Origin of the sequence: Sabulicella flocculans, from assembly GCF_045449635.1 — a bacterium.
Lineage (GTDB): Bacteria > Pseudomonadota > Alphaproteobacteria > Acetobacterales > Acetobacteraceae > Roseococcus.
In genome coordinates this window covers 49968-74941 of sequence record NZ_JBJJBR010000003.1, presented here as the reverse complement: position 1 = coordinate 74941, position 24974 = coordinate 49968, and the positions used below count along the sequence as shown (strand labels likewise).

The 24974-nt window shown below is 74.7% G+C and carries 23 protein-coding genes; 12 read left to right on the top strand and 11 right to left on the bottom strand.

Features of this window, described 5'->3' with window-relative positions:
• Positions 1-56: 56 nt before the first annotated feature.
• A complete protein-coding gene (ribA, locus tag ACI6QG_RS05170) occupies positions 57-1181 on the bottom strand; it encodes a GTP cyclohydrolase II (protein ID WP_407023503.1) in 1125 nt (374 codons plus the stop codon).
• A 133-nt stretch (positions 1182-1314) separates the two neighbouring features.
• On the opposite strand from ribA, the gene ACI6QG_RS05165 reads away from it, so the two are divergent.
• Complete coding sequence (locus tag ACI6QG_RS05165) at positions 1315-1947, top strand: response regulator transcription factor (protein WP_407023502.1); 633 nt, start codon at positions 1315-1317, stop codon at positions 1945-1947.
• 7 nt (positions 1948-1954) lie between these two features.
• Here the strand turns inward: ACI6QG_RS05165 and ACI6QG_RS05160 are convergent, their stop codons facing one another.
• The 3 genes from ACI6QG_RS05160 to ACI6QG_RS05150 all read right to left on the bottom strand — a co-directional run bounded on the left by ACI6QG_RS05160 (position 1955) and on the right by ACI6QG_RS05150 (position 6763).
• On the bottom strand, positions 1955-2782 hold the full coding sequence (locus tag ACI6QG_RS05160; RefSeq protein ID WP_407023501.1) for a CatB-related O-acetyltransferase: 828 nt from the start codon (positions 2780-2782) through the stop codon (positions 1955-1957).
• A gap of 70 nt (positions 2783-2852) precedes the next feature.
• On the bottom strand, positions 2853-3827 hold the full coding sequence (locus ACI6QG_RS05155; protein ID WP_407023500.1) for a tripartite tricarboxylate transporter substrate-binding protein: 975 nt from the start codon (positions 3825-3827) through the stop codon (positions 2853-2855).
• 644 nt (positions 3828-4471) lie between these two features.
• Positions 4472-6763 carry an NADP-dependent malic enzyme gene (locus ACI6QG_RS05150; protein WP_407023499.1) on the bottom strand — a complete coding sequence of 764 codons (2292 nt, stop codon included), beginning with the start codon at positions 6761-6763 and terminating at the stop codon, positions 4472-4474.
• 111 nt (positions 6764-6874) lie between these two features.
• Here ACI6QG_RS05150 and mutS point away from each other — a divergent pair, with 111 nt between their 5' ends.
• The gene (gene mutS / locus ACI6QG_RS05145) at positions 6875-9400 is read left to right on the top strand and encodes a DNA mismatch repair protein MutS (protein WP_407023498.1); all 2526 of its coding nucleotides are present in this window, start codon (positions 6875-6877) and stop codon (positions 9398-9400) included.
• A gap of 70 nt (positions 9401-9470) precedes the next feature.
• Positions 9471-12227: a [protein-PII] uridylyltransferase gene (locus tag ACI6QG_RS05140; RefSeq protein ID WP_407023732.1), complete on the top strand. Its 2757-nt coding sequence runs from the start codon at positions 9471-9473 to the stop codon at positions 12225-12227.
• 6 nt (positions 12228-12233) lie between these two features.
• Here the strand turns inward: ACI6QG_RS05140 and ACI6QG_RS05135 are convergent, their stop codons facing one another.
• Entirely contained in the window at positions 12234-12632 is a 399-nt protein-coding gene (locus tag ACI6QG_RS05135; RefSeq protein ID WP_407023497.1) for a hypothetical protein, read from the bottom strand.
• 104 nt (positions 12633-12736) lie between these two features.
• Here ACI6QG_RS05135 and murJ point away from each other — a divergent pair, with 104 nt between their 5' ends.
• Positions 12737-14263, top strand: coding sequence for a murein biosynthesis integral membrane protein MurJ (gene murJ / locus ACI6QG_RS05130; protein ID WP_407023496.1), 1527 nt, complete (start codon positions 12737-12739; stop codon positions 14261-14263).
• A gap of 32 nt (positions 14264-14295) precedes the next feature.
• Positions 14296-15300 (top strand): tryptophan--tRNA ligase, encoded by a 1005-nt coding sequence (trpS, locus tag ACI6QG_RS05125; protein WP_407023495.1) that lies wholly within the window; start codon positions 14296-14298, stop codon positions 15298-15300.
• Here the strand turns inward: trpS and ACI6QG_RS05120 are convergent.
• Complete coding sequence (locus ACI6QG_RS05120; RefSeq protein WP_407023494.1) at positions 15251-16762, bottom strand: bifunctional metallophosphatase/5'-nucleotidase; 1512 nt, start codon at positions 16760-16762, stop codon at positions 15251-15253. The genes trpS and ACI6QG_RS05120 overlap by 50 nt on opposite strands.
• On the opposite strand from ACI6QG_RS05120, the gene ACI6QG_RS05115 reads away from it, so the two are divergent.
• Genes ACI6QG_RS05115 through ACI6QG_RS05100 form a run of 4 tightly spaced genes read left to right on the top strand, consistent with a single transcriptional unit; the run spans position 16761 to position 19615 of the window.
• Entirely contained in the window at positions 16761-17726 is a 966-nt protein-coding gene (locus tag ACI6QG_RS05115) for a sulfite exporter TauE/SafE family protein (RefSeq protein ID WP_491630716.1), read from the top strand. The genes ACI6QG_RS05120 and ACI6QG_RS05115 overlap by 2 nt on opposite strands.
• Positions 17723-18490, top strand: coding sequence for a TIGR02186 family protein (locus ACI6QG_RS05110; RefSeq protein ID WP_407023493.1), 768 nt, complete (start codon positions 17723-17725; stop codon positions 18488-18490). The genes ACI6QG_RS05115 and ACI6QG_RS05110 overlap by 4 nt, the downstream gene beginning before the upstream one ends.
• Before the next feature lie 4 nt (positions 18491-18494).
• Positions 18495-18977: a universal stress protein gene (locus ACI6QG_RS05105; protein WP_407023492.1), complete on the top strand. Its 483-nt coding sequence runs from the start codon at positions 18495-18497 to the stop codon at positions 18975-18977.
• 50 nt (positions 18978-19027) lie between these two features.
• Positions 19028-19615, top strand: a complete 588-nt coding sequence (locus ACI6QG_RS05100; RefSeq protein ID WP_407023491.1) for a malonic semialdehyde reductase — start codon at positions 19028-19030, stop codon at positions 19613-19615.
• A 12-nt stretch (positions 19616-19627) separates the two neighbouring features.
• On the opposite strand, the gene ACI6QG_RS05095 is transcribed toward ACI6QG_RS05100, so the two are convergent.
• The 3 genes from ACI6QG_RS05095 to ACI6QG_RS05085 form a co-directional block, all read right to left on the bottom strand.
• Complete coding sequence (locus ACI6QG_RS05095; RefSeq protein WP_407023490.1) at positions 19628-19852, bottom strand: hypothetical protein; 225 nt, start codon at positions 19850-19852, stop codon at positions 19628-19630.
• Between the two features lie 2 nt (positions 19853-19854).
• A complete protein-coding gene (locus tag ACI6QG_RS05090) occupies positions 19855-20040 on the bottom strand; it encodes a hypothetical protein (RefSeq protein ID WP_407023489.1) in 186 nt (61 codons plus the stop codon).
• Between the two features lie 109 nt (positions 20041-20149).
• Positions 20150-20350, bottom strand: coding sequence for a hypothetical protein (locus ACI6QG_RS05085; protein WP_407023488.1), 201 nt, complete (start codon positions 20348-20350; stop codon positions 20150-20152).
• A 118-nt stretch (positions 20351-20468) separates the two neighbouring features.
• Between ACI6QG_RS05085 and ACI6QG_RS05080 the strand changes: the two genes are divergently transcribed.
• Genes ACI6QG_RS05080 through ACI6QG_RS05070 form a run of 3 tightly spaced genes read left to right on the top strand, consistent with a single transcriptional unit; the run spans position 20469 to position 22914 of the window.
• Positions 20469-20819: a PepSY domain-containing protein gene (locus ACI6QG_RS05080; RefSeq protein WP_407023487.1), complete on the top strand. Its 351-nt coding sequence runs from the start codon at positions 20469-20471 to the stop codon at positions 20817-20819.
• A gap of 56 nt (positions 20820-20875) precedes the next feature.
• On the top strand, positions 20876-21538 hold the full coding sequence (locus ACI6QG_RS05075) for a response regulator transcription factor (RefSeq protein WP_407023486.1): 663 nt from the start codon (positions 20876-20878) through the stop codon (positions 21536-21538).
• Positions 21535-22914: a sensor histidine kinase gene (locus ACI6QG_RS05070; RefSeq protein WP_407023485.1), complete on the top strand. Its 1380-nt coding sequence runs from the start codon at positions 21535-21537 to the stop codon at positions 22912-22914. The genes ACI6QG_RS05075 and ACI6QG_RS05070 overlap by 4 nt, the downstream gene beginning before the upstream one ends.
• Before the next feature lie 145 nt (positions 22915-23059).
• Here the strand turns inward: ACI6QG_RS05070 and hslU are convergent, their stop codons facing one another.
• Both hslU and hslV read right to left on the bottom strand, forming a co-directional pair.
• Positions 23060-24394, bottom strand: coding sequence for an ATP-dependent protease ATPase subunit HslU (gene hslU, locus ACI6QG_RS05065; RefSeq protein ID WP_407023484.1), 1335 nt, complete (start codon positions 24392-24394; stop codon positions 23060-23062).
• Positions 24391-24948, bottom strand: a complete 558-nt coding sequence (hslV, locus tag ACI6QG_RS05060; protein ID WP_407023483.1) for an ATP-dependent protease subunit HslV — start codon at positions 24946-24948, stop codon at positions 24391-24393. The genes hslU and hslV overlap by 4 nt, the downstream gene beginning before the upstream one ends.
• Positions 24949-24974: the final 26 nt, after the last annotated feature.

Genomic DNA, 24974 nt, shown 5'->3' with positions numbered 1-24974 from the left:
GCCCCCCGGCGGGTTGCCCCCCCCCCCCCCCGGCGGGGGCAAAAACCGCGGTGGGGCTACAACATATGCCCGAACCGCTCCGCCTTGGTGGCCAGGTAGCGGTCGTTCACGCCGTTGCCGGCGAAGGCGTGCTTCTCCCGCCCCGCCACCTCGATGCCGCAGGCGGCGAGGCCGGCCATCTTGTCGGGGTTGTTGGTCAGCAGCCGCACGCGGCCGATGCCCAGCTCGCGCAGCATCACCCCCGCCAGCAGGAAGTTGCGCTCGTCGGCGCCGTAGCCCAGGGCGCGGTTGGCATCCAGCGTGTCCAGCCCGGCATCCTGCAGGGTGTAGGCGCGCAGCTTGTTCACCAGCCCGATGCCCCGCCCCTCCTGCGCGAGGTACAGCAGCACGCCCGCGCCCGCCTCCGCCATGCGGCGCAGCGCGCCCTTCAGCTGCGGGCCGCAGTCGCAACGCAGCGAGCCCAGCAGGTCGCCGGTGAAGCACTCGGAATGGATGCGCGCCAGCGGCGCCTCGGCATCCTCGGGCCGGCCCACCAGCATGGCCAGGTGCTCGATGCCGCCATCGGCGGCGCGGAAGGCGACGATGCGGGTGTCCGGCGCGTCCTCCAGCGGCACCCGCGCCTCCGCCACCCGCCGCAGCGTGGTGGCCGAGGTTTCCGGATAGGCCAGGATGTCGTCGGCGGTGACGCGCAGCAGGGTGGGGTCGTCGCCGGGGGCGGGCGCAGCCACCAGCGCGGGCAGCAGCCGGCCCAGCTTGGCCAGGGCCAGGGCGGCGGCGCCCAGCGCGGGGGTGGGCTGGCGCTCGGGCAGGGCGGGCAGCAACGCCTCTGCCGTCGGGTCGGCCAGGGCGGCCAGCCGGACGGGGTCGAGCAGGCCGGGCGGCAGGCGCAGCGCCACCACCCCTTCCTCCGGCGCGGACAGCGGCACGGGGCGGCTCAGCACCGCCGCGGCGCGGGCCGGGGCCAGCAGCAGCACGGGCGGCATCGCCGCCAGGGCCGAGAGCTGCGCCAGCCCGGACGCGCCCACCGTCTCCGCCGCGGCGATGACCAGGCGGGCGCCCGGCGCCTCCAGCAGCACCGGCGTGCCGCGCCGCAGCTCCGACACCGCGCGGTGCACCGCCCGGAGGGCGAGGGCCTCGGCGGCCAGGGACGGGCGCGGGGTGGAGGTGGGGGTGATGCTCATCCAGCGTTCCTGATTGGCCACAATGCTTCATCCCGAATGTGGCGTTGCTGCGGCGCCTGACAGCATAGCACGGTGAAACTTTGTGCGCGCCCGCCCGGATGCTAGGACTGCGCCAGCAAGCCACCTGGGCGACATGCCGATCCCGCGCCGCATCCTGCTGTTGACCGACGACGCCGCCCTGGCCCGCTTCCTGCCGCAGCAGCTCGCGCCCGAAGGCTATGCCCTGCGCGTCGCCCCCGCCGGCCCGGCCGGCGACGCCGAGGCGGTGCTGCTGGACGCCGCGCTGCCTCCCTCGCCGGAGGCGCACCTGGCGGCGCTGGACGGCGGCGTGCCCGTGCTGCTGCTGGGCCATGCCCCCGGCGAGCCGCCCGGCGCCCCCCTGCCCGCCGGCGCCGCCGAGCGCCTGGCCAAGCCGCTGCGCCTGGCCGGGCTGCTGCCCCGGCTGCGGGCGCGGCTGGCGGCGTGGGACGCCTCGCCCGGGGCGGCGACGCCGCTGGGGCCGTTCAGCTTCCACTTCGCCGGCCGGCTGCTGACCGCGGCGGACGGCGCGCGCATCCGGCTGACGGAAACCGAGGCCGCCATCCTGGCCTACCTGCACCGCGCCGGCCGCCCCGTCCCGCGCGAGGAGCTGCTGGGTGAGGTCTGGGGCTATTCCGCCGCCGTGGCCACGCACACGCTGGAAACCCACATCTACCGCCTGCGCCGCAAGCTGGGGCAGGCGGCCGAGCTGCTGCGCCGGGAGGATGGCGGCTACCGCATCGCCTGATGCGCCGTCAGCCCAGGGCCTCCCAGCCGTCGCGGCTGACGACGACGCGCCGCGCGGCGAATTCCGCGACGCGGCCGGCCGCCTCCGCCTCCTCCAGCTCGCCGCAGAAGCGCTCCGGCTCGGTGGCCGGCAGCGCCAGCACGACGTCCGGCCCGAAGCGCCACCAGCGCGAGCCCAGCAGCCGCTCGCACAGCGCGTCGGGGAAGCGGCGGCGGCGGGGCTGGGCCGGGTTGCCGGCGACGATCATGTAGGGCTCGACGCTGCGCGTCACCACCGAGCCGGCGGCGACGACGCAGCCCGTCCCCAGCGTCACGCCCATGGCGAGGGTGACGTCGCGCGCGATCCAGACATCGTGGCCGATGGCGGGGTAGGGCTTGGGCCCGCGCGGGTCGAAGGGATAGCGCTTGGCGAGGCCCGGCGGCAGCAGGTCGTGGAACAGGGGGTTCTTGGGCCGGAAGGTCACGGCGCTGGTGGTCACCCAGTCGAGCGGATGGTGGCTGTCGAGGAAGGCGAGGCCGGCGGAGATGGAGCAGTAGCGCCCCACCGTCACCTCGTCGTGGATCGCGCTGTAGCTGTAGGTGAAGGCGCCGCAGGAAAAGAGGCCGGAGCCGAAGTCGCCGCCGATGGAGGGGCGGTAGCGCCCGCCATAGAGGCCGGTGCGCTCCTCCAGCGTGATCGGCGCGGCGGGGACGACCTTCTGGCCCGCCTTCATCCAGCCATGCTGGCCGGCGGGCGCCTCCTCGCCCAGGCGCTCCGCCGCGCGGGCGGCCGCCGGGGGCTGCAGCAGGATGCGCGCGGCGCGCAGCGCGGCGATGAACTCCTCGGAAACCAGCATGTCGCGGAACGGCCCCTGTGGTGCGCGGCGAGGATAGGCGCGATGGCGCCGGCGCGCACCGCCGGCGGCGCTATTCCTCCGGCCGGAAGCCGCTGGCCTGCACGATGGGGCCCCACTTGGTCGTCTCGGCGCGGATGCGGGCGGCGAAGTCGGCGGCGCTGGTGTGGGCGGGCTCGAACTCGCGCTGGAGGAGGTTCTGGCGCAGCGTGGCGTCGGCCACCGCGTCGCGCAGGGCGGCGTTGAGCTGGCCGACCAGCGCCGGGGTGGCGCGGGCGGGCAGGAAGGCGCCGAACCACTCGTCGGCGGTGAGGTCGGGAAAGCCCTGCTCGGCGAAGGTGGCGACGTCGGGGAAGCGCGGCAGGCGCTGGGGGCTGGTGACGGCGACCATCCGCAGCCGGCCGCCGCGGTGGTGCTCGGTCTGGTCGCCGATGACGTTGATCGTCATCGGGATCTGCCCGGCGATGGCGTCGGTGATGGCCGGCGCGGCGCCGCGATAGGGGACGTGCGTGAGCTCCACCCCCGCGGCGCGGGCCAGCATCACGCCCGTGAAGTGCGGCACCGAGCCGGCGGCGGGCGAGGCGTAGTTTAGCCCGTTGCGGGCGCGCGCCAGCGCCAGCAGCCCGCGCAGGTCGGTCACGCCCGGCGCGCCGGGGCCGACGCCCAGCGCGAAGGGATACAGCACCACGGGCGAGACGGGCGCGAGGTCCGCCTGGGCGTCGTAGCGCAGCCGCGCGCCGTAGAGGTGCGGGTAGATGGTGATCATGCTGGCGGGCGAGACGAGGATGGTGGTGCCGTCGGCCTCGGCGCGGATGGCTTCCTCGATGGCCAGGCGCCCGGCGGCGCCGGCCCGGTTCTCCACCACCACCTGCGGCGCCCAGGTGCCGCGCAGGCGCTCGGCCAGCAGGCGGCAGGTGACGTCCACCGTGCCGCCGGCCGGGAAGCCGCAGAGGATGCGCGCGGTGCGCCCCACCGCCGGCGCCTGGGCGCGGGCGCGGGCGGGGGCGAGCAAGGGCGCGGCCAGCAGCGCGCGGCGGGCGAGGGTCATGGACGGGGCCTCCGGTTCGTTGGAACCCCTATGCCCCGGCGGCGGCAGCGCGCGCAACCGCCCGCTTCCGCCGGGAGCCGCGCCGCCTCAACGCCAGAGGCGCCACGCCGCAGGCGGGCGCCGGCCCAGCCACGCACGGCCCCGCAGGCCCCGCGCCGTCCCAACGCCAGAGGCGCGACGCCGCAGGCAGGCGCCGGCCCAGTCACGCCCGGCCCCGCAGGCCCCGCGCCGCCCCAGCGCCAGAGGCGCGACGCCGCAGGCGGGCGCCGGCCCAACAGCACCCAATCCCCCGAGCCCCGCGCCGACTCCATCACGAGAGGCGCAACGCCGCAGGCGAGCGCCGGCCATCCAGCGCCCCAGCCCCGCGCCGACTCCATCACGAGAGGCGCGACGCCGCAGGCGAGCGCCGGCCCGTCAGCACCCCAGCCCCGCACCGAACCCCCACGAGAGGCGCAACGCCGCAGGCGAGCGCCGGCCATCCAGCGCCCCCCACCCAAGACCACCACCACGCACGGAGGATGCGCGCGCACCTGCGCGCGCCGCGCCCCTTCAGGGGCGCGAAGCCAAGCCGCCCGGAGGGCGGCGCCCGGCGTAGCACGCGGCCCCAGGCCGCGTGCGGTGAGGGCACCGAAAAATCAGGCGTATCAGGCGCGCAGCGCCTGATACGCCGCGAGGGTGGCGAGGTCGAGGATCTGGTTCACCCCCGCCCCCGTGCTGACGATCTGCGCCGGCTTGGCGAGGCCCATCAGCACCGGGCCGATGGTGGTGGCGCTGGTGAGGTGCGGCACCGCCTTGCACAGGATGTGCGCGGCGTGCAGCCCCGGCATCACCAGCACGTTGGCCGGCCCGGTGAGGCGGCAGAACGGGTAGAGCTGCGCGCGCAGCTGGGGGTCCAGCGCCACGTCGGCGCCCATCTCGCCGTCATGCTCGAAGTCGGCGCCTTCCTGGTCGAGGATCTTCACCGCCTCGCGGATGGAGCCGGGGATCACGCCCTTGGGATCGCCGAAGTTGGAGAAGGACAGGAAGGCCACGCGCGGCTCCATCCCCAGCCGCCGCGCCGCGCCGGCGGAGCGCCGCGCGATCAGCGCCAGGGTCTGCGCGTCCGGCCGCTCATGGATGGCGGTGTCGGCCACCAGCACGGTGCCGGAGCGCCGGGCGACCATCATGGTCAGGCCGAACAGCACGCCGTCGGCGTCGATGCCGTGCTGCACGCCCTTCAGCGTGGCGAAGAAGGAGCGCGTCTCGCCCGTCACCAGCGCGTCCGCCTGGCCGAGCGCGACCATGCAGGCGGCGAAGGCGTTGCGGTCCTGGTTCACCAGGCGCTGGCAGTCGCGGAACAGGAAGCCGTCGCGCTGCTTGCGGGCGTAGAGGTATTCCGCGAAGCGGCGGTTGTCCTGGGAAAGCCGGGCGTTGTGGATCTCGATGCCGTCGGGCAGGCGGATGCCCATGGCGGCGACGGTGGCGGTGATGCGGTCCTCGCGCCCCACCAGGATGGGGGTGCCGAAGCCGCCATTGCGGTAGGCGATGGCGGCGCGGATGACGTTCTCCTCCTCGCCCTCGGCGAAGACCACGCGCTTGGGCTCGGCGCGCACGCGCTCGTGGATGGCCTCCAGCGCGTTGGCGGCCTCGTCCAGCCGGCTGTTCAGCTCGCGCGCGTAGCGGGCGGGGTCGGCCAGCGGCTTGCGCGCCACGCCGGACTTCACCGCGGCCTCGGCCACCGCCACCGGCACGCGGGAGATCAGCCGCGGGTCGAAGGCGTTGGGGATGATGTATTCCGGGCCGAACATCAGCCGCTTGCCGGCGCCGGAGCGCGCCACCTCCTCCGGCACCGCCTCGCGCGCCAGCTCCGCCAGCGCGCGGGCGGCGGCGATCTTCATGGCGTCGTTGATGGTGGAGGCGCGCACGTCCAGCGCGCCGCGGAAGATGAAGGGAAAGCCCAGGACGTTGTTCACCTGGTTGGGATAGTCCGAGCGGCCGGTGGCGATGATGCAGTCCGGCCGCGCCGCCTTGGCTTCCTCCGGCGTGATCTCCGGGTCCGGGTTGGCCATGGCGAAGATGATCGGCTTCTCCGCCATGGCGCGGATCATCTCCTGCGTCAGCGCGCCCTTCACGGACAGGCCGAAGAAGACGTCCGCCCCCTCCAGCGCCTGGGAGAGCGTGCGCGCCGTGGTCTCCACCGCGTGCGCGGATTTCCACTGGTTCATGCCCTCGGTGCGGCCGCGGTACAGCACGCCCTTGGTGTCGCACATGATGATGTTCTCGGGCCGCATCCCCATGGCGCGCAGCAGCTCGGCGCAGGCGATGGAGGCGGCGCCGGCGCCGTTGATGACCAGGCGCGTGGTGGCGAGGTCGCGGCCCGTCAGGTGCGCGGCGTTGATGAGGCCGGCGGCGGCGACGATGGCGGTGCCGTGCTGGTCGTCATGGAAGACCGGGATGTCCATCAGCTCGCGCAGGCGCTGCTCGATGACGAAGCACTCGGGGGCCTTGATGTCCTCCAGGTTGATGCCGCCGAAGGAGGGGCCCAGGAAGCGCACGCAGTTGACGAACTCGTCCACGTCCTCCGTGTCCAGGCACAGGTCCATGCCGTCCACGTCGGCGAAGCGCTTGAACAGCGCGACCTTGCCCTCCATCACCGGCTTGCCGGCCAGCGCGCCCAGGTTGCCCAGCCCCAGCACGGCGGTGCCGTTGGAGACGACGGCGACGAAGTTGCCCTTGGAGGTGTAGTCATAGGCCAGCGACTTGTCGCGGTGGATGTGCAGGCAGGGCTCGGCCACGCCGGGCGAATAGGCCAGGGACAGGTCGCGCGCCGTCACCAGCGGCTTGGTCAGCCGCGTCTCCAGCTTGCCGGGCCGCCCTTCGGCGTGCATGGCCAGCGCCTCCTCGCCGGTCACCCGCGCGGTGCGGGTGTCGTTGGGGTCCTTGCGCACGTCGTCCATGGAAAGGCAGGTCCTTGGTTATGTTCCCGGGAAGGCCCTCCTTAGCCGCCCCCCGCCGCCCTGCCCAGGACGGCGCTTCGCGGGTGCGAGAGGGCTTGCTAGACCGGGGCGGTGGACACCCCCCTGACGAGCGCCGGCGCGACCCCGGCCATGGCGCAATGGTTCGCGGCGAAGGAGCGCGCGGGCAGCGCCCTGGTCTTCTTCCGCATGGGCGACTTCTATGAGCTGTTCTTCGCCGATGCCGAGGCCGCGGCGGAGGCGCTGGGCCTGGCGCTGACCCAGCGCGGCGAGCACCAGGGCCGGCCCATCCCGATGTGCGGCATCCCGCACCACGCCTGCGAGGCGTACCTGGCGCGGCTGCTGCGCCGCGGCTTCCGCGTCGCCATCTGCGAGCAGCTGGAAACGCCCGAGGAAGCCAAGGCCCGCAAGGCGCCCACCCTCCGGCGCGAGGTGGTGCGCGTGGTCACCCCCGGCACCGCGACGGAGGAGGCGCTGCTGGACGCCGCCCGCCCCGCCTGGCTGCTGGCCCTGGCCGATGGCGGCGCGGCCTGGCTGGATGTCTCGACCGGCGCCTTCCACACCGCCGCGGGCGAAGACGCCGCCACCCTCGTCGCCCGGCTGCGCCCCGCCGAGGTGCTGGCCGCTGACGGGCGCGACGGCGCGACGCCGGCGGTGATCCCGCGCGACGCCGCCCGCCGCGTGGCCGAGGCCTTCGGCGCCGCCACGCTGGAGGGCTTCGGCTCCTTCACCGAGGCCGAGGCGCAGGCCGCCGCCATGGCGCTGGACTACGTGCGCGCCATGGGCAACGGCGCCCTGCCCCGCCTCTCGCCGCCCAGCGCCGAGGGCGCGCGCGGGCGGATGGCGATGGACGCCGCCACCCGGCGCTCGCTGGAAATCCTGGACTCCCCCCAGGGCGGGCCGACCCTGCTGGGCGCGCTGGACCGCACGCTGACCGGGCCGGGCGCGCGGGAACTGGCGGCGCGCCTCGCCGCCCCGCTGGACGACCTCGCCGCCATCCGCGCCCGCCACGCCGAGGTGGCGCTGCTGCTGGCCGAGGCGCCGCGCCGCGCCGCCATCCGCGCCGCGCTGAAGGGCGCCCCCGACATGGCCCGCGCCCTGGCCCGGCTGTCGCTGGAGCGCTTCGCCCCGCGCGACCTGGGCGCGGTGCGCGACGGCCTCCGGCGCGCCGCCGCCCTGGCCGACGCCGCGCGCGGCACCGCCCTGCCCTGCCCCGACACCCTGCCCAGACTGGCGCAGGAGCTTTCCCGCGCCCTGGCGGACGCCCTGCCCGCCCGGCTGGAGGATGGCGGCACCGTCGCCCCCGGCTATGACGGCGAGCTGGACGCGCTGAAGCGCCTGCGCGACGGCGCGCGCGAGGCCATCGCGGCGATGCAGATGGAGCTGGCCCGCGCCTGGGGCGTCGCGGCGCTGAAGGTGCGCCACCACCAGCAGCTGGGCTTCCTGGCCGAGGTGCCGGCGGCGGCCGGCGAGAAGCTGCTGCGCGCCGCCCCGCCGGTGGCCGAGCAGCTGGCGCCCATCCACCGCCAGAGCATGGCGAACGCCCACCGCTTCACCTGCCCCGCCCTGGCCGACCTCGACCGCCGGCTGTCCGAGGCCGGCGAGCAGGCGGCGAAGCGCGAGCGCCTGGTCGTCGCGCACCTGCGCCGCCTCATCCTGGCCGACGCCGCCGCGCTGGCCGGGGCCGCCGCCGCCATGGCCGCGCTGGACGTGGTGGCGGCGAACGCGGAACTCGCCACCGAAGGCGCCTGGTGCCGGCCGGAGGTGAGCGAGCGCCCGGACTTCGCCGTGCAGTCCGGGCGGCATCCGGTGGTGGAGGCGGCGCTGCGCCGCGCCCGCGGCCCCGCCTTCGTGCCCAACGGCTGCGACCTGTCGCCCGGGCGGCGGCTGTGCCTGCTGACCGGGCCCAACATGGCGGGCAAGAGCACCTTCCTGCGGCAGAACGCCCTGTTCGCCGTGATGGCGCAGGCCGGGCTGTTCCTGCCGGCGGAGGCCGCGCGCATCGGGCTGGTGGACCGCCTGTTCTCCCGCGTCGGCGCGGCGGACGACCTGGCCGGCGGGCGCTCCACCTTCATGGTGGAGATGAGCGAGACGGCCGCCATCCTCAACCAGGCCGGCCCGCGCTCGCTGGTGGTGCTGGACGAGGTGGGGCGCGGCACCGCCACCTGGGACGGGCTGGCCATCGCCACCGCGGTGCTGGAGGCGCTGCACGACCGCATCCGCGCCCGCACCCTGTTCGCCACCCATTTCCACGAGCTGACCAAGCTGGCCCCGCGCCTGCCGGAGATGCGGCTGGCGCGCATGGAGGTGCGCGAGTGGCGCGGCGAGGTGGTGTTCCGCCACGAGGTGGGCGAGGGCGCGGCGGAGAAGTCCTGGGGCGTGCACGTCGCCCGGCTGGCCGGCGTGCCCGCCCCGGTGCTGAAGCGCGCCGCCGCGGTGCTGGGGGCGCTGGAGGCGCGCGCGGAGGAAGGCGCCGACCCGCTGGTGGCCGAGATGCCGCTGTTCGCGCCCGCGCCGCCGCCGCACCCCGCCCTGGCCGCGCTGGCGGCGCTGGACCCGGACGCGCTGAACCCGCGCGAGTGCCAGCAGGCCCTCTACAACCTCAAGTCCCTGCTGTGAGGCCGCGCGCTAAGGCGTCATCCCAACTGGCGGTGCGCGCCGCGGCGCACTACGCTCTGCCGTCATGAGGATGGTCGCGGGCGAACCCGCCGATGTGGAGCTGAACCTGGTGCCCGGCGGGGTGCCCCTGCCGCGCGACCAGGCGCTGGCGCTGCTGCGCCGGGAGCTGGGGCGCGTGCAGGCGGAGGTGCAGCGGCTGTTCGAGGCGCGCGAGACCGGCGGGCTGGGCGCCGCGCGCCGCCTGAGCGCGCGCATGGACCAGGTGATGGGGGCCATCCAGGGCTACGCCGCGCTGATGGTGCCCAACAGCCGCGGCGGGCCGGGGCTGGACTTCGCGCTGGTGGCCACCGGCGGCTACGGCCGCGGCGTGCTGGCCCCGCACAGCGACATCGACCTGCTGTTCCTGTCGCACAAGGACCCCGGGCCGCGCACGCGCCGGCTGGTGGAGTTCCTGCTGTACCTGCTGTGGGATTGCGGGCTGAAGGTGGGCCACGCCACCCGCAGCGTGAAGGAATGCCTGGGCGAGGCGCAGAAGGACGTCACGGTGATGACGGCGCTGGTGGACGCCCGCTTCCTGGCCGGCGACCCGGCGCCCTTCGCCCAGTTCCAGGCCGAGTTCAACCGGATGCGCCAGAAGAGCGGCCTGGCCCCCTTCCTGGCCGCCAAGCGCGCCGAGCGCCAGGCCCGCCACGCCCGCTACGGCGAGAGCGCCTTCCTGGTCGAGCCGCACGTCAAGGAAGGCAAGGGCGGCCTGCGCGACCTGCAGACCCTGTACTGGCTGGCGCGCTTCGGCTTCGGCGTGCAGCGGATGCCCGAGCTGGTGGGCGCCGACGCCCCCGGCGGCGGCCTGCTGAGCGAGACGGAGGCGCGCGCGATCCGCCGCGCCTGGGACTTCCTGTGGACGCTGCGCTTCCACCTGCACTACGTGACCGGCCGCGCCGAGGAGCGCCTGACCTTCGACCTGCAGCCGGTGGTGGCCGCCCGCATGGGCTACACCCGCCACGGCACGCAGGACGGCACCGAGCGGCTGATGAAGCACTTCTTCCTCACCGCGCGCGACGTCGCGCGCCTGTCGCGCGTGCTGGAGCCCGCCATCGAGCGCGCCGCCCTGGGCCCGCCGGCGCGGCGGCGCGACGGCGACCCGGCGATCGCCGCCATGGGGCTGGCCTTCGCCGACGGCAAGCTGGTGGCCGCCCCGCCCGACCGCGACTTCTCGCGCGAGCCGGTGCTGATGCTGCGCATCCTCAAGGCGGCGCGGGACCGGGCGCTGGACATCCACCCACTGGCCATCCGCGCGATGATCCGCCATTCCCGCCGCGCCGAGGCGCTGCGCGGCGACGAGGAAGCCAACCGCATCTTCCTGGACCTGCTGATGGGCCGGGACGCCGCCAAGTGGCTGCGCCTGCTGAACGAGATGGGCTTCCTGGCCCGCTTCATCCCCGAATGGCAGCGCATCACCGGGCTGATGCAGTTCGACACCTACCACGTCTTCACCGTGGACGAGCACACCATCGAGGCCATCGGCATCCTCCAGGGCATCGAGACCGGCGCGCTGGCCGAGGTGGCGCCGGTGGCGACGGAGCTGATGGGCCAGCTGCAGTCCCGCCGCGCGCTCTACGTCGCCGCCCTGCTGCACGACATCGCCAAGGGCCGCGGCGGCGACCATTCGGAACTCGGCGCCCGGCTGGCGCAGGAGATCTGCCCGCGCCTGGGCATGAGCGCGGAGGAGACCGAGACCGTCTCCTGGCTGGTGCTGCACCACCTGCTGGTGAGCCACACCGCCTTCAAGCGCGACATCGAGGACCCCAAGACCATCCTCGACATCGCCGACCAGGTGCAGAGCCCCGAGCGCCTGCGCCTGCTGCTGGTGCTGACGGTGGCCGACATGCGCGCGGTGGGCCCGCGCGTGTGGAACGCCTGGAAGGCCACCCTGCTGCGCGAGGTGTACTGGCGCGTGAGCGAGGTGCTGGCCGGCGGCATGACGGTGCCCGAGCGCGACGTGCGCGTGGCCCGCGCCAAGGAGGCCGCCAGCGCCATGCTGCCCGCCTTCACCCAGGAGGAGACGGAGCGCTTCCTGGCCCTGGGCTACCCCGGCTACTGGCTCTCCTTCGACGCCGAGACGCACGCCCGCCACGCCGGCATCATCCGCGAGGCCGAGGCCGCCGCCGCGCCGCTCACCGTGCGTTCCCGCGTGCTGGCCGACCGCGCGGTGACGGAGGTGACGGTCTATGCCGCCGACCACCCGGGGCTGTTCAGCCGCATCTCCGGCGCGCTGGCGGTGGCCGGCGCCTCCATCGTGGACGCGCGCATCCACACCCTGACCAACGGCATGGCGCTGGACACCTTCTGGGTGCAGGACAGCCAGGGCGGCGCCTTCGACGCGCCGCACCGCCTGGCGCGCCTGTCCGTGCTGATCGAGCAGGCGCTGAGCGGCCACCTGCGCCTGGACGCCGAGATCAGGAAGGTCCGGCGCGAGCCGGCGCGCCTGGCGGCGGTGACGGTGCCGCCGCGCGTGGTGGTGGACAACCACGCCTCGAACACCCACACCGTCATCGAGGTGAACGGGCGCGACCGCCCCGGCCTGCTGCACGACGTGACGGGCGCCATCAGCGAGCACGGGCTGCAGATCGCCTCCGCCCACATCACCACCTACGGCGTGCGGGCGGTGGACGTGTTCTACGTGAAGGACGTGTTCGGCCTGAAGGTGGAGAACGAGCGCAAGCTGGCCCCGCTGCGCCTGGCGCTGCTGGAGGCGCTGAGCCCCACCGTGCCGCCCGGCGGCGGCGCGGTGGCCAGCACCGTGCGGGAAGCCGCCGCGAAGGCGTAGGCCCCGTCAGCCGATGCGCGCGAGGTCCATCGCATAGGTGCAGTCCCGGCTCTCGAAGGTGCCGCTGGCGCGGCTGCCCTCGATGCGCCCCTCGATGACCACGGAGGTCCCCTCCGGCCCGAACAGGCGGAAGCGCCCATCCGGCCCGGGCACGCCTTGCGCCCGCCGGCCCTCGTCCCGGTTGTAGGGCCTGCTTGCCCGTTCGCCCTCGACCACCAGCGTCCGGATGATGACCCGGTCGCCGCGACGTCCCGCCGCGTTGCGCGTCAAGGTCATGGCACCTTGGAAGCTGGTGCCCGCCGCCACCGGGGTGCCGGTGACCGGGCCGGCCGCCTGCTCCTGGCAGGCCGCGAGGGTGAAGGCGAGCGCCCTGCCCGCCAGGGTGCGACGGACGGCGAAGGCCATGCCGGACGCCTTTCCATCGTGGAAAGGTGGCCGCATGGCGGGCAAGGCCGAACTTCGCGGCGCGCCATCTTCAAGCGGCTTCGCCGATGGTCTAGGCCCCTCCCATGCTCCGCGCCATCGCGACCGTGGGCGGCTGGACCATGGCCTCCCGCATCCTCGGCTTCCTCCGCGACATGCTGATCGCGGCGAAGCTCGGCGCCGGGCCGCTGGCCGACGCCTTCTTCGTGGCGCTGAAGCTGCCCAACCTGTTCCGCCGCTTCTTCGGCGAGGGTGCCTTCAACGCCGCCTTCGTGCCCGCCTTCGCCGCCCTTCTGGCCACCCGCGGCCCCCAGGCGGCGCGCGAGCTGGCCGAGCGCATGGCCACCCTGCTGGGCCTGTGGCTGGCGCTGCTGACCGGGCTGGGCCTGGCGCTGATGCCGCAGCTGATCGGCCTGCTGGCGCCGGGCTTCGATGCGCCGAAGGCCGCGCTGGCGGTGGAGCTGGCGCGCATCACCCTGCCCTACCTGCTGCTGATCTGCCTCACCGCGCTGGTGTCGGGCGTGCTGAACGGGCTGGGGCGCTTCGCCGCGCCGGCGGCGGCGCCGATCTTCTTCAACATCCTGTCCGTGGCCGCGCTGTGGGTGCTGGCGCCGGTCACGCCCACGCCGGCGCACGCCCTGGCCTGGGGCGTCACCGCCTCGGGCGTGGTGCAGCTGCTGTTCGTGCTGTGGGCGGCGCGGCAGGCGGGCATGCCGCTGAACCCCTTCCGCCTGCCGCGGCTGACGCCCGAGGCGCGCGTCGTGCTGCGCCGCATGGGCCCCGGCATGATCGGCGCGGGAGTGACGCAGCTGAACCTGGCGGTGGACGTGATCGTCGCCTCCTTCCTGCCCTCGGGCGCCGTGTCCTTCCTGTACTACGCCGACCGCGTGGCGCAGCTGCCGCTGGGCGTGATCGGCGCCGCGGTGGCCACCGCGCTGCTGCCCATCCTGGCCAGGCAGATCTCCTCCGGGCAGCCGCTCTCGGCGCACCGCTCGATGAACCGGGCGCTGGAGGTGGCGCTGGCCCTGGCGGTGCCGGCGGCGCTGGCGCTGGCGGTGCTGGCGCTGCCGATCCTGCAGGCGCTGTTCCAGCGCGGCGCCTTCGGCGAGGCCGAGGCGCGCGCCACCGCCTGGGCGCTGGTGGCCTACGCCTTCGGCCTGCCGGCCTTCGTGCTGGTCAAGGTGTTCCTGCCCGGCTTCTTCGCGCGCGGCGACACCGCGACGCCGGTGAAGGTGGGCGTCTCCTGCCTCGGCTTGTCGGTGGCGCTGAACCTGCTGCTGATGGGCCCGCTGGGCCATGTGGGGGTGGCGCTGGCCACCTCGCTCTCGGCCTGGGCCAACACGGCGCTGCTGGCCTGGCTGCTGGCGCGGCGCGGGCGCTTGGTGGCCGATCGCGGGCTGCGGCGGCGGCTGCCGCGGCTGGCGCTGGCGGCGGCGGGCATGGTGCTGGCGCTGTGGGGGCTGGACCGCTGGCTGGCGCCGGGCGCGGGGTGGGACGGGGTGTGGCGGCTGGCGGTGGTGTGCGCCCTGGGCGGCGCCGCCTACTTCGCCGCCGCGCAGGCGCTGGGCGGGATGGAGCTGCGCACCCTGCTGCGGCGGCTGCGGCGGGCTTGACCATCGCGCCCCGCCGCGCGAAGCCCGCGCCCATGCAGCAGCGCGTCTTCTCCGGCATCCAGCCCTCCGGCGTCCCCACCCTGGGCAACTACCTCGGCGCCATCCGCAACTGGGTGCCGATGCAGGACACGCACGACTGCCTGTATTGCGTGGTGGACCTGCATGCCATCACCCAGTTCCAGAAGCCCGAGGACCTGCTGCGCCAGACGCGCGAGATGGCGGCCGCCCTGCTGGCCTGCGGCCTGGACCCCGAGCGCTGCATCCTGTTCGTGCAGTCCCACGTGCCCGCCCATGCCGAGCTGGGCTGGCTGTTCAACTGCGTGGCCCGCCTGGGCTGGCTGAACCGCATGACGCAGTTCAAGGACAAGGCCGGCAAGAACGCCGAGAACATGTCCTCGGGCCTCTACGTCTATCCCAACCTGATGGCCGCCGACATCCTGCTCTACAAGGCGACCTCCGTCCCGGTGGGCGACGACCAGAAGCAGCACCTGGAGCTGGCGAACGACATCGCGCAGAAGTTCAACCACGACTACGGCGTGGCGCTGTTCCCGCGCATCGAGCCCTTCATCGGCGCCACCGCCGCGCGCGTGATGTCCCTGCGCGATGGCACGAAGAAGATGAGCAAGTCCGACCCCTCGGACCAGTCGCGCATCAACCTCAACGATGCGGACGACGACATCGCCAACAAGATCAAGCGCGCCAAGACCGACCCCGAGCCCCTGCCCGACAGCCTGGCCGAGCTGGAGAAGCGCCCGGAGGCGCGCAACCTGGTCGGCATCATGGCCGCGGTGACGGGGCGCGAGCCGGCGCAGGTGCTGGCCGCGCATGCCGGCCAGGGCTTCGGCCAGTTCAAGCCGGCGCTGGCCGACGCGCTGGTGGCGCACCTCTCGCCCATCCGCGCCGAGATGGCCCGCCTGCTGGAGGACACCGACGCGCTGGACGCCGCCCTGCGCCGCGGCGCCGAGAAGGCGGAGGCGATCGCCCTGCCTATCCTGGCGGAGGCGAAGGCCGCCATGGGCTTCCTGCCGCGCCGCTGAGCAGGCGCACCAGCGCGTCCTCCACCGGCGGCCCGTCCTCCAGCGCTTCCAGCGGCTCGGCGAACATGGCGTAGCCGTCGCCGCCGCGGCGCAGGAAGTTGTTCGTCGCCACCGTGTAGGCGCGCTCCGGCTCCAGCGGATGCCAGTCGCCGGCGGCGTCGCGCACCTCGGCGCGCAGCAGCCGCACGCCATCGGCCGCGTAGCGCAGGGCGGCGAGCTGCGGGAACCCGCCGCCGCGGCGGGCCAAGGCGTGTTCCAGCGCCTCGCGCAGCGTGCCGCCGCGCAGGGTGATGCGCACGGCGGTGTTGGAGAAGGGCAGCGTGGTCAGCACGTCGCCCCAGCCCACCGCGCCCGCCGGCAACCCGGCGCGCAGCCCGCCCGCGTTCTGCCAGCCGATCTCGGCCCGCATCGCCCGGCGCATCGCCTCAGCCACCGCCTCGCCCAGCGCGCAGGGGGCGCGGCCGCAGCCGTCGGCGGGCAGCGCGGCCGGCAGGTCGAAGGCGGGGCGGCGGCGGATCGCCTCCAGCGGCGCGGCGAGTTCCGCCACCAGCGCCGCGGCCTCCGCATCCTCCGGCAGGTCGGGCGTCAGCTCGCGCGTGCCGCCCGCATGCGCCGTCACGCGGCCCGCATCGTCCAGGTCGAGGTCCAGCCGGCCCAGCCAGCGGCCGAAGGCGCCGGCCTGCGCCACCAGCACGGGGCGGTCGGGGCCGGCCACCACCTCCGGCGGGGCGATGAGGGTGTGGCTGTGCCCGCCCAGGATCACGTCCAGCCCCGGCACCTCGCGCGCCAGGCGGCGGTCGGCGGCGGCCCCCAGGTGCGACAGCGCCACCACCGTCGCCGGGCCTTCGCGCCGCGCCTCCCACACCGCGCGGCTCGCCGCCTCGGCCGGGTCGGTGAAGCGCAGCTGCGGGCCGGGGGAGGACAGGGTGGGCGTGTCGGGCGTCACCAGTCCCGCCACCACCAGCCGCGCGGCGCCCGAGCGGAAGCTCGCGGTCGGGCGCAGCTTGCCGGCCAGCAGCGGCTCGGCGGCGGCCTCGACGTTCGCCGCCAGCACCGGGAAGTCCACCGCCTCGAGGTAGCGGGCGAGGCCGGCGGGGCCGAGGTCGAACTCGTGGTTGCCCAGCGTCATCGCCCCCACGCCCCACAGGCGCTGCATCCCGGCCTCCGCCAGCCCGTCATGATGGGTGAAGAACAGCGAGCCGAGGAACTCGTCCCCCCCGTCCAGCAGCAGCGGCGCGCGGCCCTCGGCGCGGGCGGCGTCGCGCGCGGCGCGGATGGCGGCGGCCATGCGGGCGCTGCCGCCGCGGCAATCGCCGCCCGGGCGGCAGATGGCGGCCGCCGCCGTGATGGCCTCGTGGCGCGAATGGAAGTCGTTGAGGTGCAGCAGCGCCACGCGGGCGGATGGCTGCGCCCGCGCAGGCAGCACGAGGCAGGGGGCGGCGAGGAGGCTGCGGCGCAACATGGCGCGCAGCATACCGCCCCTTGCCAGCCAGGCGCATCGGGTGAAGGGTTCGGCGGTGCAGATCTACCTGCCGATCGCCGAGATGAGCGTGGATGCCTTCCTGCTGGCGGGCATCGGCTTCGTCGTGGGCTGGCTGTCGGGGCTGTTCGGCGTGGGCGGCGGCTTCCTGCTGACGCCGGTGCTGCTCCTCATCGGCATCCCCTCGCCGGTCGCCGTCGCCTCGGGGGCGAACCAGACGCTGGGCGCCTCCGTCTCCGGCCTGCTGGCGCAGGCGCGGCGCGGCAACGTGGACTGGGTGATGGGCGGGGTGCTGGTGGCGGGCGGCCTGCTGGGCAGCGTGGCCGGCGTGCAGCTCTTCGCCTTCCTGCGCGCCGTGGGGCAGGTGGATGCGGCGGTGGCGCTGTTCTACGTGGTGGTGCTGGGCGTGGTCGGCACGCTGATGGTGATGGAAAGCGTGCGCGCCATCTTCCGCCGGCGGCGGGCGGCGCCGCGGCGGCTGCACCAGCATTCCTGGGCGCATGGCCTGCCCTTCAAGCTGCGCTTCCGCAAGAGCCGCCTGTACATCTCCGTCATCCCGCCGGTGGTGGTGGGGTTCGGCATCGGCGTGCTCTCGGCCGTGATGGGCGTCGGCGGCGGCTTCATGCTGGTGCCCGCCATGATCTACGTCCTGGGCATGCCGACCTCCGTGGTGATCGGCACCTCGCTGTTCCAGGTGGTGTGCGTCACCGCCAGCGTGACCTTCCTGCAGGCCGTGCAGGTGGGCGGGGTGGACATCGTGCTGACGCTGCTGCTGCTGGTGGGCGCGGTGGCCGGGGCGCAGTTCGGCGCCGCCATGGGCGGGCGGCTGCGCGGCGAGGAGACGCGGGCGCTGCTGGGCGCGCTGGTGCTGGCGGTGGCCGCCGCCCTGCTGTGGGACCTGCTGCGGGTGCCGGCCTCCCTGTTCTCCGTCGGGCCGGCGGGATGAGGCCGCCGCGGCCCCGCCGCCCCGCCTGGGCCTGGCTGCTCCTGCTGCTGGCGCTGCCCGGGCCGCCCGCCCTGGCGCAGACCGCGCCGCTGGTCGCGCGCCTGTCGAGCGAGCGCGTGCTGGTCACCACCGCCTTCACCGGCGAATCCCTGCTGGTCTTCGGCTCGACGGAGGAGCCGCTGGGGCCGGGCGGCGACGAGGTGCTGGTGATCGCCCGCGGGCCGGATTCCCCCTTCGTGGTGCGCCGCAAGGTGCAGGTGCTGGGAATGTGGCTGAACGGCCCCTCGGCGCGGTTCGAGGGCATCCCCTCCTTCTACGCCGTCGCCGGCACCCGCCCCGCCTGGCGCCTGCTGCCCGAGGGCGAGCGCCAGGCCCGGCAGATCGGCCTGGACGCCCTGCCGCTGGACAACCGCTCCGGCGCGCGCTCGCCCGGCTTCCGCGCCGCCCTGCTGGACCTCAAGAAGGGCAGCGGCCTGTGGCAGGAGGACGCGGCGGAGGTCGAGATCGCCGGCTCGCGCCTGTTCAACCTGCGCCTGCCGCTGCCCGCCTCCGTCACCCCCGGCGCCTACCGGGTGGAGGTGCTGCTGGTGCGCTCCCGCCAGGTCATCGCCACCGAGGCGCTGGGCTTCACGGTGGAGCGCACCGGCACCGCCGCCTCCATCTCCGCCATGGCGAGGGAGGAGCCGGCGCTCTACGCCCTGGGCTGCATCCTGCTGGCCGCCTTCGCCGGCTGGCTGGGCAGCGTCGTCTTCCGCAGGAGTTGAGAGCATGCCCACGGAACAGGCCCGCCGCGACCGCGTCTTCCTGGTGGTGGTGGATGACAGCCCGGAGCGCGCGGTGGCGCTGCGCTACGCCTGCCTGCGCGCCGCCAAGTCGGGCGGGCGCGTCGCCCTGCTGCGGGTGGCCGAGGCGGTGGAGCAGGCCGAGTGGGCCGGCATCGAGGCGATGATGCGCCAGGAGCGCCAGGAGGAGGCCGAGACCCTACTGAACGGCCTGGCCGCCCAGGTGACGGAGATCACCGGCGGCCTGCCCATCCTGCTGGTGCGCGAGGGCCAGCCGGCGGAGGCGCTGCTCTCCCTTCTGGAGGAGGACCCGCGCATCTCCATCCTGGTGCTGGCCACCGCGCCGGGGGGCAAGGGGCCGGGGCCGCTCATCTCCGCCCTCACCGGCCGGCTGGCGCACCGGCTGACGGTGCCGATGACCGTGGTGCCCGGCGCGATGAGCGACGCGGAGCTGGAGCGCGTGACCTGACGGCCGCCCTGCGCCATACCCCGCCCGTCACGACACCGGAGAACCGCCGCATGCCCGCGCTCGACGCCGCCGCCCTGGACCAGCTGTTCCGCGAGGCGCGCACCGCCTACCGCTGGAAGCCCGACCCCGTGGCCGACGACACGCTGCGCGCCCTGTACGATCTGGCGAAGATGGGCCCCACCAGCGCCAACGCCTCGCCCGCGCGCTTCGTCTTCGTGCGCACGCCCGAGGGCAAGGCGAAGCTGAAGGAGGCGCTGAGCCAGGGCAACCTGGAGAAGACCATGACGGCGCCCGTCACCGTCATCGTCGCCCACGACCCCAAGTTCTACGACCGCCTGCCGCAGCTGTTCCCGCATGCCGACGCGCGCTCCTGGTTCGCCGGCAACTGGTCGCTGGCCGACGCCACGGCCATGCGCAACGGCACGCTGCAGGGCGCCTACCTCATCCTCGCGGCGCGCGCCCTGGGGCTGGACGCCGGGCCGATGAGCGGCTTCGACAACGCCAAGGTGGACGAGCTGTTCTTCGCCGACAGCGGCTTCCGCTCCAACTTCCTGGTCAACCTGGGCCACGGCGAGTGGCCGGAGGACTACCGGCGCTCGCCGCGGCTTTCCTTCGAGGAAGCCGCCTCCCTCGCGTGAAGGGGGGGCCGGTCAGCGCCCCTTCCGGTCGCCCTTCGATTCCGGGTCGTGGGTGTGGTGGCTGTCGCGCTCGCCGCCGCCGCCTGAGACGCCGCTGCGCGAGCCGTTGGTGGGGGCGCCCGGCACCGTCCGGGCCCCCTCGCGGTGGGCGTGGCCGTGGCTGCCGCCCTGGTGCGAGGAGCCGGGCCCGCCGCCGGAGCGGTTGGCCTCCGCGTCCTTGTCCGCCTTGCCGGCCATCGTCAGCGGTCCTGCTGCCGGCCCTGGTGGTTCAGGTTCTGCCGCGTCGCCGCGGTCTGCCCCACCTGGTCCAGGTTCACGTCGCGGTCCTCGGCCTGGTTCTTGTCGCCCTTGGGCTCCTCCTGCCGCGCCGCGCCGTGCTTCGGGCGGTTGGCGGGCGGGATGGGCGGCAGCTGCGCCTTCGACATGCATTCCTCCTCTTGCTTCGGGAGGGGAACGCGCCGGGCGCCGTCCGGATGCGAGAAAGGCGGACCCGAAGGCCCGCCCCTGGGGTGCGGTTGGTGCGGAGGCGGGCGGTCAGCGCCCGGCGCCGGTCCATTGCAGCGCCGGCACCGGGGCGCGGCGGCGCAGCTCCGCCGTCACCCGCGCATCCTGGCGCAGCGCGGCCAGGCGGCGCGCCTCCTGCGCCTTGCCGCGGGCGTCGCGCCACACCAGGACGACCGGCAGCAGCGCCAGGGCCATCATGAACAGGCCGAGCATGCCGGTGGACAGCGTCATGGTGCCGACTCCTTCGCGCCATCGCGGCGTCACCGACATGTAGGCCCTGCAATCTGAACCATGCCTGAGCGGGCGGTTCAGGAAAGGTTCAGCCATGCGGCCCCATGGCGCTGGGTGGATGCATCGCCTGGCCCTTGCCCTGCTGGCCCTGCTGGCGCTCGCCGCCCCCGCCGCGGCGCAGGAGCGCCGTGACCACGAGCGCGCCCGCGCCGCGCTGGAGGCCGGGCAGATCCTGCCGCTGACGGACATCCTGGCCGAGGTGGAGCGCCGCTACCGCGGCCGCGTCATCGAGGCCGACCTGGAGCGCGACGACGGCCAGTGGCTGTACGAGCTGAAGATCCTGCCCTCCAACGGCCGGGTCTTCATCGTGGAGCTGGACGCCGCCACCGGCCAGTTCCTGCGCGGCCGCGGCCCCGTCCAGGAGCGCGCGCCCGGCGAGGGCGCCCCCGCCCGCGCCGCTGGGCGCTGAGCCGCCGCGCCCCGCCCCTTTGACCGCGCGGCCCGCCGCGCCCATCCTGCCGCCCCATGCGCCTGCTCGTCGTCGAGGACACCCCGCCGCTCGCGGCCCAGCTCCGCCAGGGGCTGGGCGATGCCGGCTTCGCCGTGGACAGCGCCATGGATGGCGAGGAGGCGCTGCACCTGGGCGAGACGGAGCCCTACGACGCCGTGGTGCTGGACCTGGGCCTGCCGCGCATGGACGGCCTGTCCGTGCTGCGCCGCTGGCGCGCCCAGGGCCGCGCCATGCCCGTGCTGATCCTCACCGCCCGCGATTCCTGGACGGAGAAGGTGGAGGGGCTGAACGCCGGCGCCGACGACTACCTGGCCAAGCCCTTCGCCATGGCCGAGCTGGTGGCGCGGCTGAACGCGCTGATCCGCCGCGCCAACGGCGTCGCCAAGCCCGAGCTGGTGTTCGGCGAGGTGCGGCTGGACACCGCCACCCGCGCCGTCTCCCGCGCCGGGGCGCCGGTGCGGCTGACCGCGCTGGAGTACGGGCTGTTCTCCTACCTCGCGCTCAACGCCGGCCGCCCCGTCTCCAAGACGGAGCTGACCGAGCACCTCTACGCGCAGGATTTCGACCGCGACTCCAACACGCTGGAGGTGATCGTCGCGCGGCTGCGCCGCAAGCTGGGCGACGCGCTGATCGAGACGGTGCGCGGCCAGGGATACCGGCTGGTCCCGGCGGGATGAGCGAGGGCGTCGCCGCGCGCGGCTCCCTGGCGCGCCGGCTGGCCCTGGTCACCGCGCTGTGGGTCGCCGTCGGGCTGGGGCTGCTGGCCCTGTTCGTCGTGCGCACGGACGAGCGGCAGATCGAGACGGCGGCCGACGCCCGGCTGGCTTCCATCATGGACGCGGTGGTGGCCGCCGCCTCCTTCGACCCCAATGCCGGGCCCATCCTGCTGCGCCCCCTGGCCGACCCGGAGTTCGAGCGCCCGCTGTCCGGCCATTACTGGCAGCTGCGTGGCCCCGCCGACACGGTGGCCACCTCGCGCTCCTTGTGGGATTCCCGCCTGGGCCCGCCCCTGCCGGGCGAGGAGGGCATCCGCGCGCGCGACATGCGCGGTCCGCGCGGCGAGCTGCTGCGCGTGCTGGAGCAGCGCGTCTCCATCGCCACCCGCGCCGGCCAGGTGCCGATGACGGTGCAGGTGGCGGTGCCGCGCGCCGCGCTGGACGCCGAGATCGCGCGGCTGCGCCAGCAGGTGGTGCTGGCCTTCTTCGTGCTGGGCTCGGGCCTCGTCGCCGTGGTGGTGGTGCTGGTGATCTGGGGCCTGCAGCCGCTGCGCCGCACGCGCGAGGAACTGGCCGAGGTGCGCCAGGGCCGGCGCCTGCACATGGACATCACCGCCCCTTCGGAGATCGCGCCGCTGGTGGGCGAGATCGAGGCGCTGATCGAGCAGAACCGCGCCACGGTGGAGCGCGCGCGCCACCACGTCGGCAACTTGGCGCACGCGCTGAAGACCCCGGTCGCGGTGCTGCGCAACGCGGCCGAGGCGGAGGACATGGGGGCGGTGCGCGCCCAGCTGGGCGTGCTGGAGCGGCTGGTGGCCCACCACCTGCGCCGCGCCCGCGCCGGCGCCCTGGCCGGCAGCGCCGGCGCCGAATGCGCGCCGCACGCCCTGGCCGAGGCCCTGGCCACCGCCTTCCGCCGGCTGACCGCCGGGCGCGGCATCCGCCTGCGCGTGGGGGGCGAGGCCGCGGCCCGGGTGCGCGCCGACAGCCAGGACGTGACGGAGATGCTGGGCAACCTGATGGACAACGCCTGCAAGTACGGCCGCCACGACGTGCTGGTGAGCATCGGCGCGCCGCAGGGCGGGATGGTGCGCATCGCGGTGGAGGATGACGGCCCCGGCCTGGGCGAGGGCGAGGACGGCGCCGCCCTGGCGCGCGGCGTGCGGCTGGACGAGGCCAAGCCGGGCTCCGGCCTCGGCCTCGCCATCGTGCATGACCTCGCCGGGCTCTATGGCGGGGCGCTGCACCTGGGGCCCGGCCAGCGCCTGCCTGGGCTGCGGGCGGAGATCGCGCTGCCTGGGCGCATGGCCGGCGGCTCCTATGACGGGCCGGACTAGAGCACGATCCGCTTTGATGGAATCATCAAAGTGGTGAATCGTCCTCTCAGCAAAGGCTAGATCATGATCCGCGTTTGCGGATCATGATCTAGGGCCGGGTTCCGCCGCGCGCGATCAGGAACCGGCTTCCCGTGCGCGGGCCGCCCTACAGGATGTAGCGCGACAGGTCGGCCGAGGCCGCCAGCGGCGCCACGCGCTCGCGCACCATCGCCGCGTCCACCGTCACCGCCTCGCCGCGGCGGTCGGAGGCGGTGAAGCTCACCTCCTCCAGCAGCCGCTCCAGCACCGTGGCCAGCCGCCGGGCGCCGATGTTCTCCACCGTGGCGTTGATCTCGGCGGCCAGGTCGGCGATGCCCTCCACCGCGCCGTCGTCGAAGCGCAGCGCCACGCCTTCGGTGTCCATCAGCGCGCTCGCCTGCTTCAGCAGGGAGTGGTCGGGCTCGGTCAGGATGCGGCGGAAGTCGTCGCGCGTCAGCGCCTTCAGCTCCACGCGGATGGGCAGGCGGCCCTGCAGCTCGGGCAGCAGGTCGGAAGGCTTGCTCAGGTGGAAGGCGCCGGAGGCGATGAACAGGATGTGGTCGGTGCGCACCGGGCCGTGGCGGGTGTTCACCGTGGTGCCCTCGATCAGCGGCAGCAGGTCGCGCTGCACGCCCTCGCGGCTCACGTCGCCGCCGCGCACGCCGCCCTCGCTGCTGCGGGCGATCTTGTCCACCTCGTCCAGGAAGACGATGCCGTTGTTCTCGGCGTTCAGCACCGCCTGGCGGGTCAGCGCCTCGTTGTCCAGCAGCTTGTCGGCCTCCTCGCGCACCAGCGCCTCGCGCGCCGCGGCGATGGGCATCTTCCGCGCCCGCGCGCGGTTGCCGAACATCTTGCCGAACATCTCCTGCATGTTCTGCATCTGCCCGGGCGGCATGCCCGGCAGGTCCATCATGCCGATGGGCGCGCCGGCCGGCTCGCTCACCTGCACCTCGATCTCGCGCGCCTCCAGCTGGCCCTCGCGCAGCATGCGGCGGAACTTCATCCGCGTCTCGCCATTGGCGCCCTCGCCCACCAGGGCGGTCACCAGGCGCTCCTCCGCCGCCAGCTCGGCCTTGGCCTGCACGCCCCGGCGGGCGGCGTCGCGCGCCTGCACGATGGCGGCTTCCACCAGGTCGCGCACGATGCTCTCCACGTCGCGGCCCACGTAGCCGACCTCGGTGAACTTCGTGGCCTCGACCTTCAGGAAGGGCGCGTTGGCCAGCTTCGCCAGCCGGCGCGCGATCTCCGTCTTGCCGCAGCCGGTGGGGCCGATCATCAGGATGTTCTTGGGCACCACCTCCTCGCGCAGCGCCTCGGGCAGCTGCTGGCGGCGCCAGCGGTTGCGCAGCGCGATGGCCACCGCGCGCTTGGCGTCGTGCTGGCCGATGATGAAGCGGTCCAGCTCGCTCACGATCTCGCGCGGGGAAAGGTTCACGGCCTCCGGGGCCATCACGTCGCTCATGCCGGCAGGCTCTCCAGGATGAAGTTGCCGTTGGTGTACACGCAGATCTCCGCGGCGATCTTCATGGAGCGGCGCGCCACCTCCTCGGCATCCAGCCCGTCCACCGTCATCAGCGCGCGCGCCGCGGCCAGGGCGTAGTTGCCGCCCGAGCCGATGCCGATGACGCTGTCCTCCGGCTCCAGCACGTCGCCCTGGCCGGTGAGCAGCAGGGAGCGCTTGTCGTCCGCCACCGCCAGCAGCGCCTCCAGCCGGCGCAGGTAGCGGTCGGTGCGCCAGTCCTTCGCGAGTTCGACGCAGGCGCGCTCCAGCTGGTCGGGGAAGCGCTCCAGCTTCGCCTCCAGGCGCTCGAGCAGGGTGAAGGCGTCGGCGGTGGCGCCGGCGAAGCCGGCCAGCACCTTGCCCTGGGCGATGCGCCGCACCTTGCGCGCGTTGCCCTTCACGACGGTCTGGCCCAGCGAGACCTGGCCGTCGCCGGCCATCGCCACGCGGCCGTCGCGGCGCACACACAGGATGGTGGTCCCGTGCCAGCCGAGCGGATCATGGGGGGTGTTCATGGGCAGCCATGTGGCCCGCGCCCTTC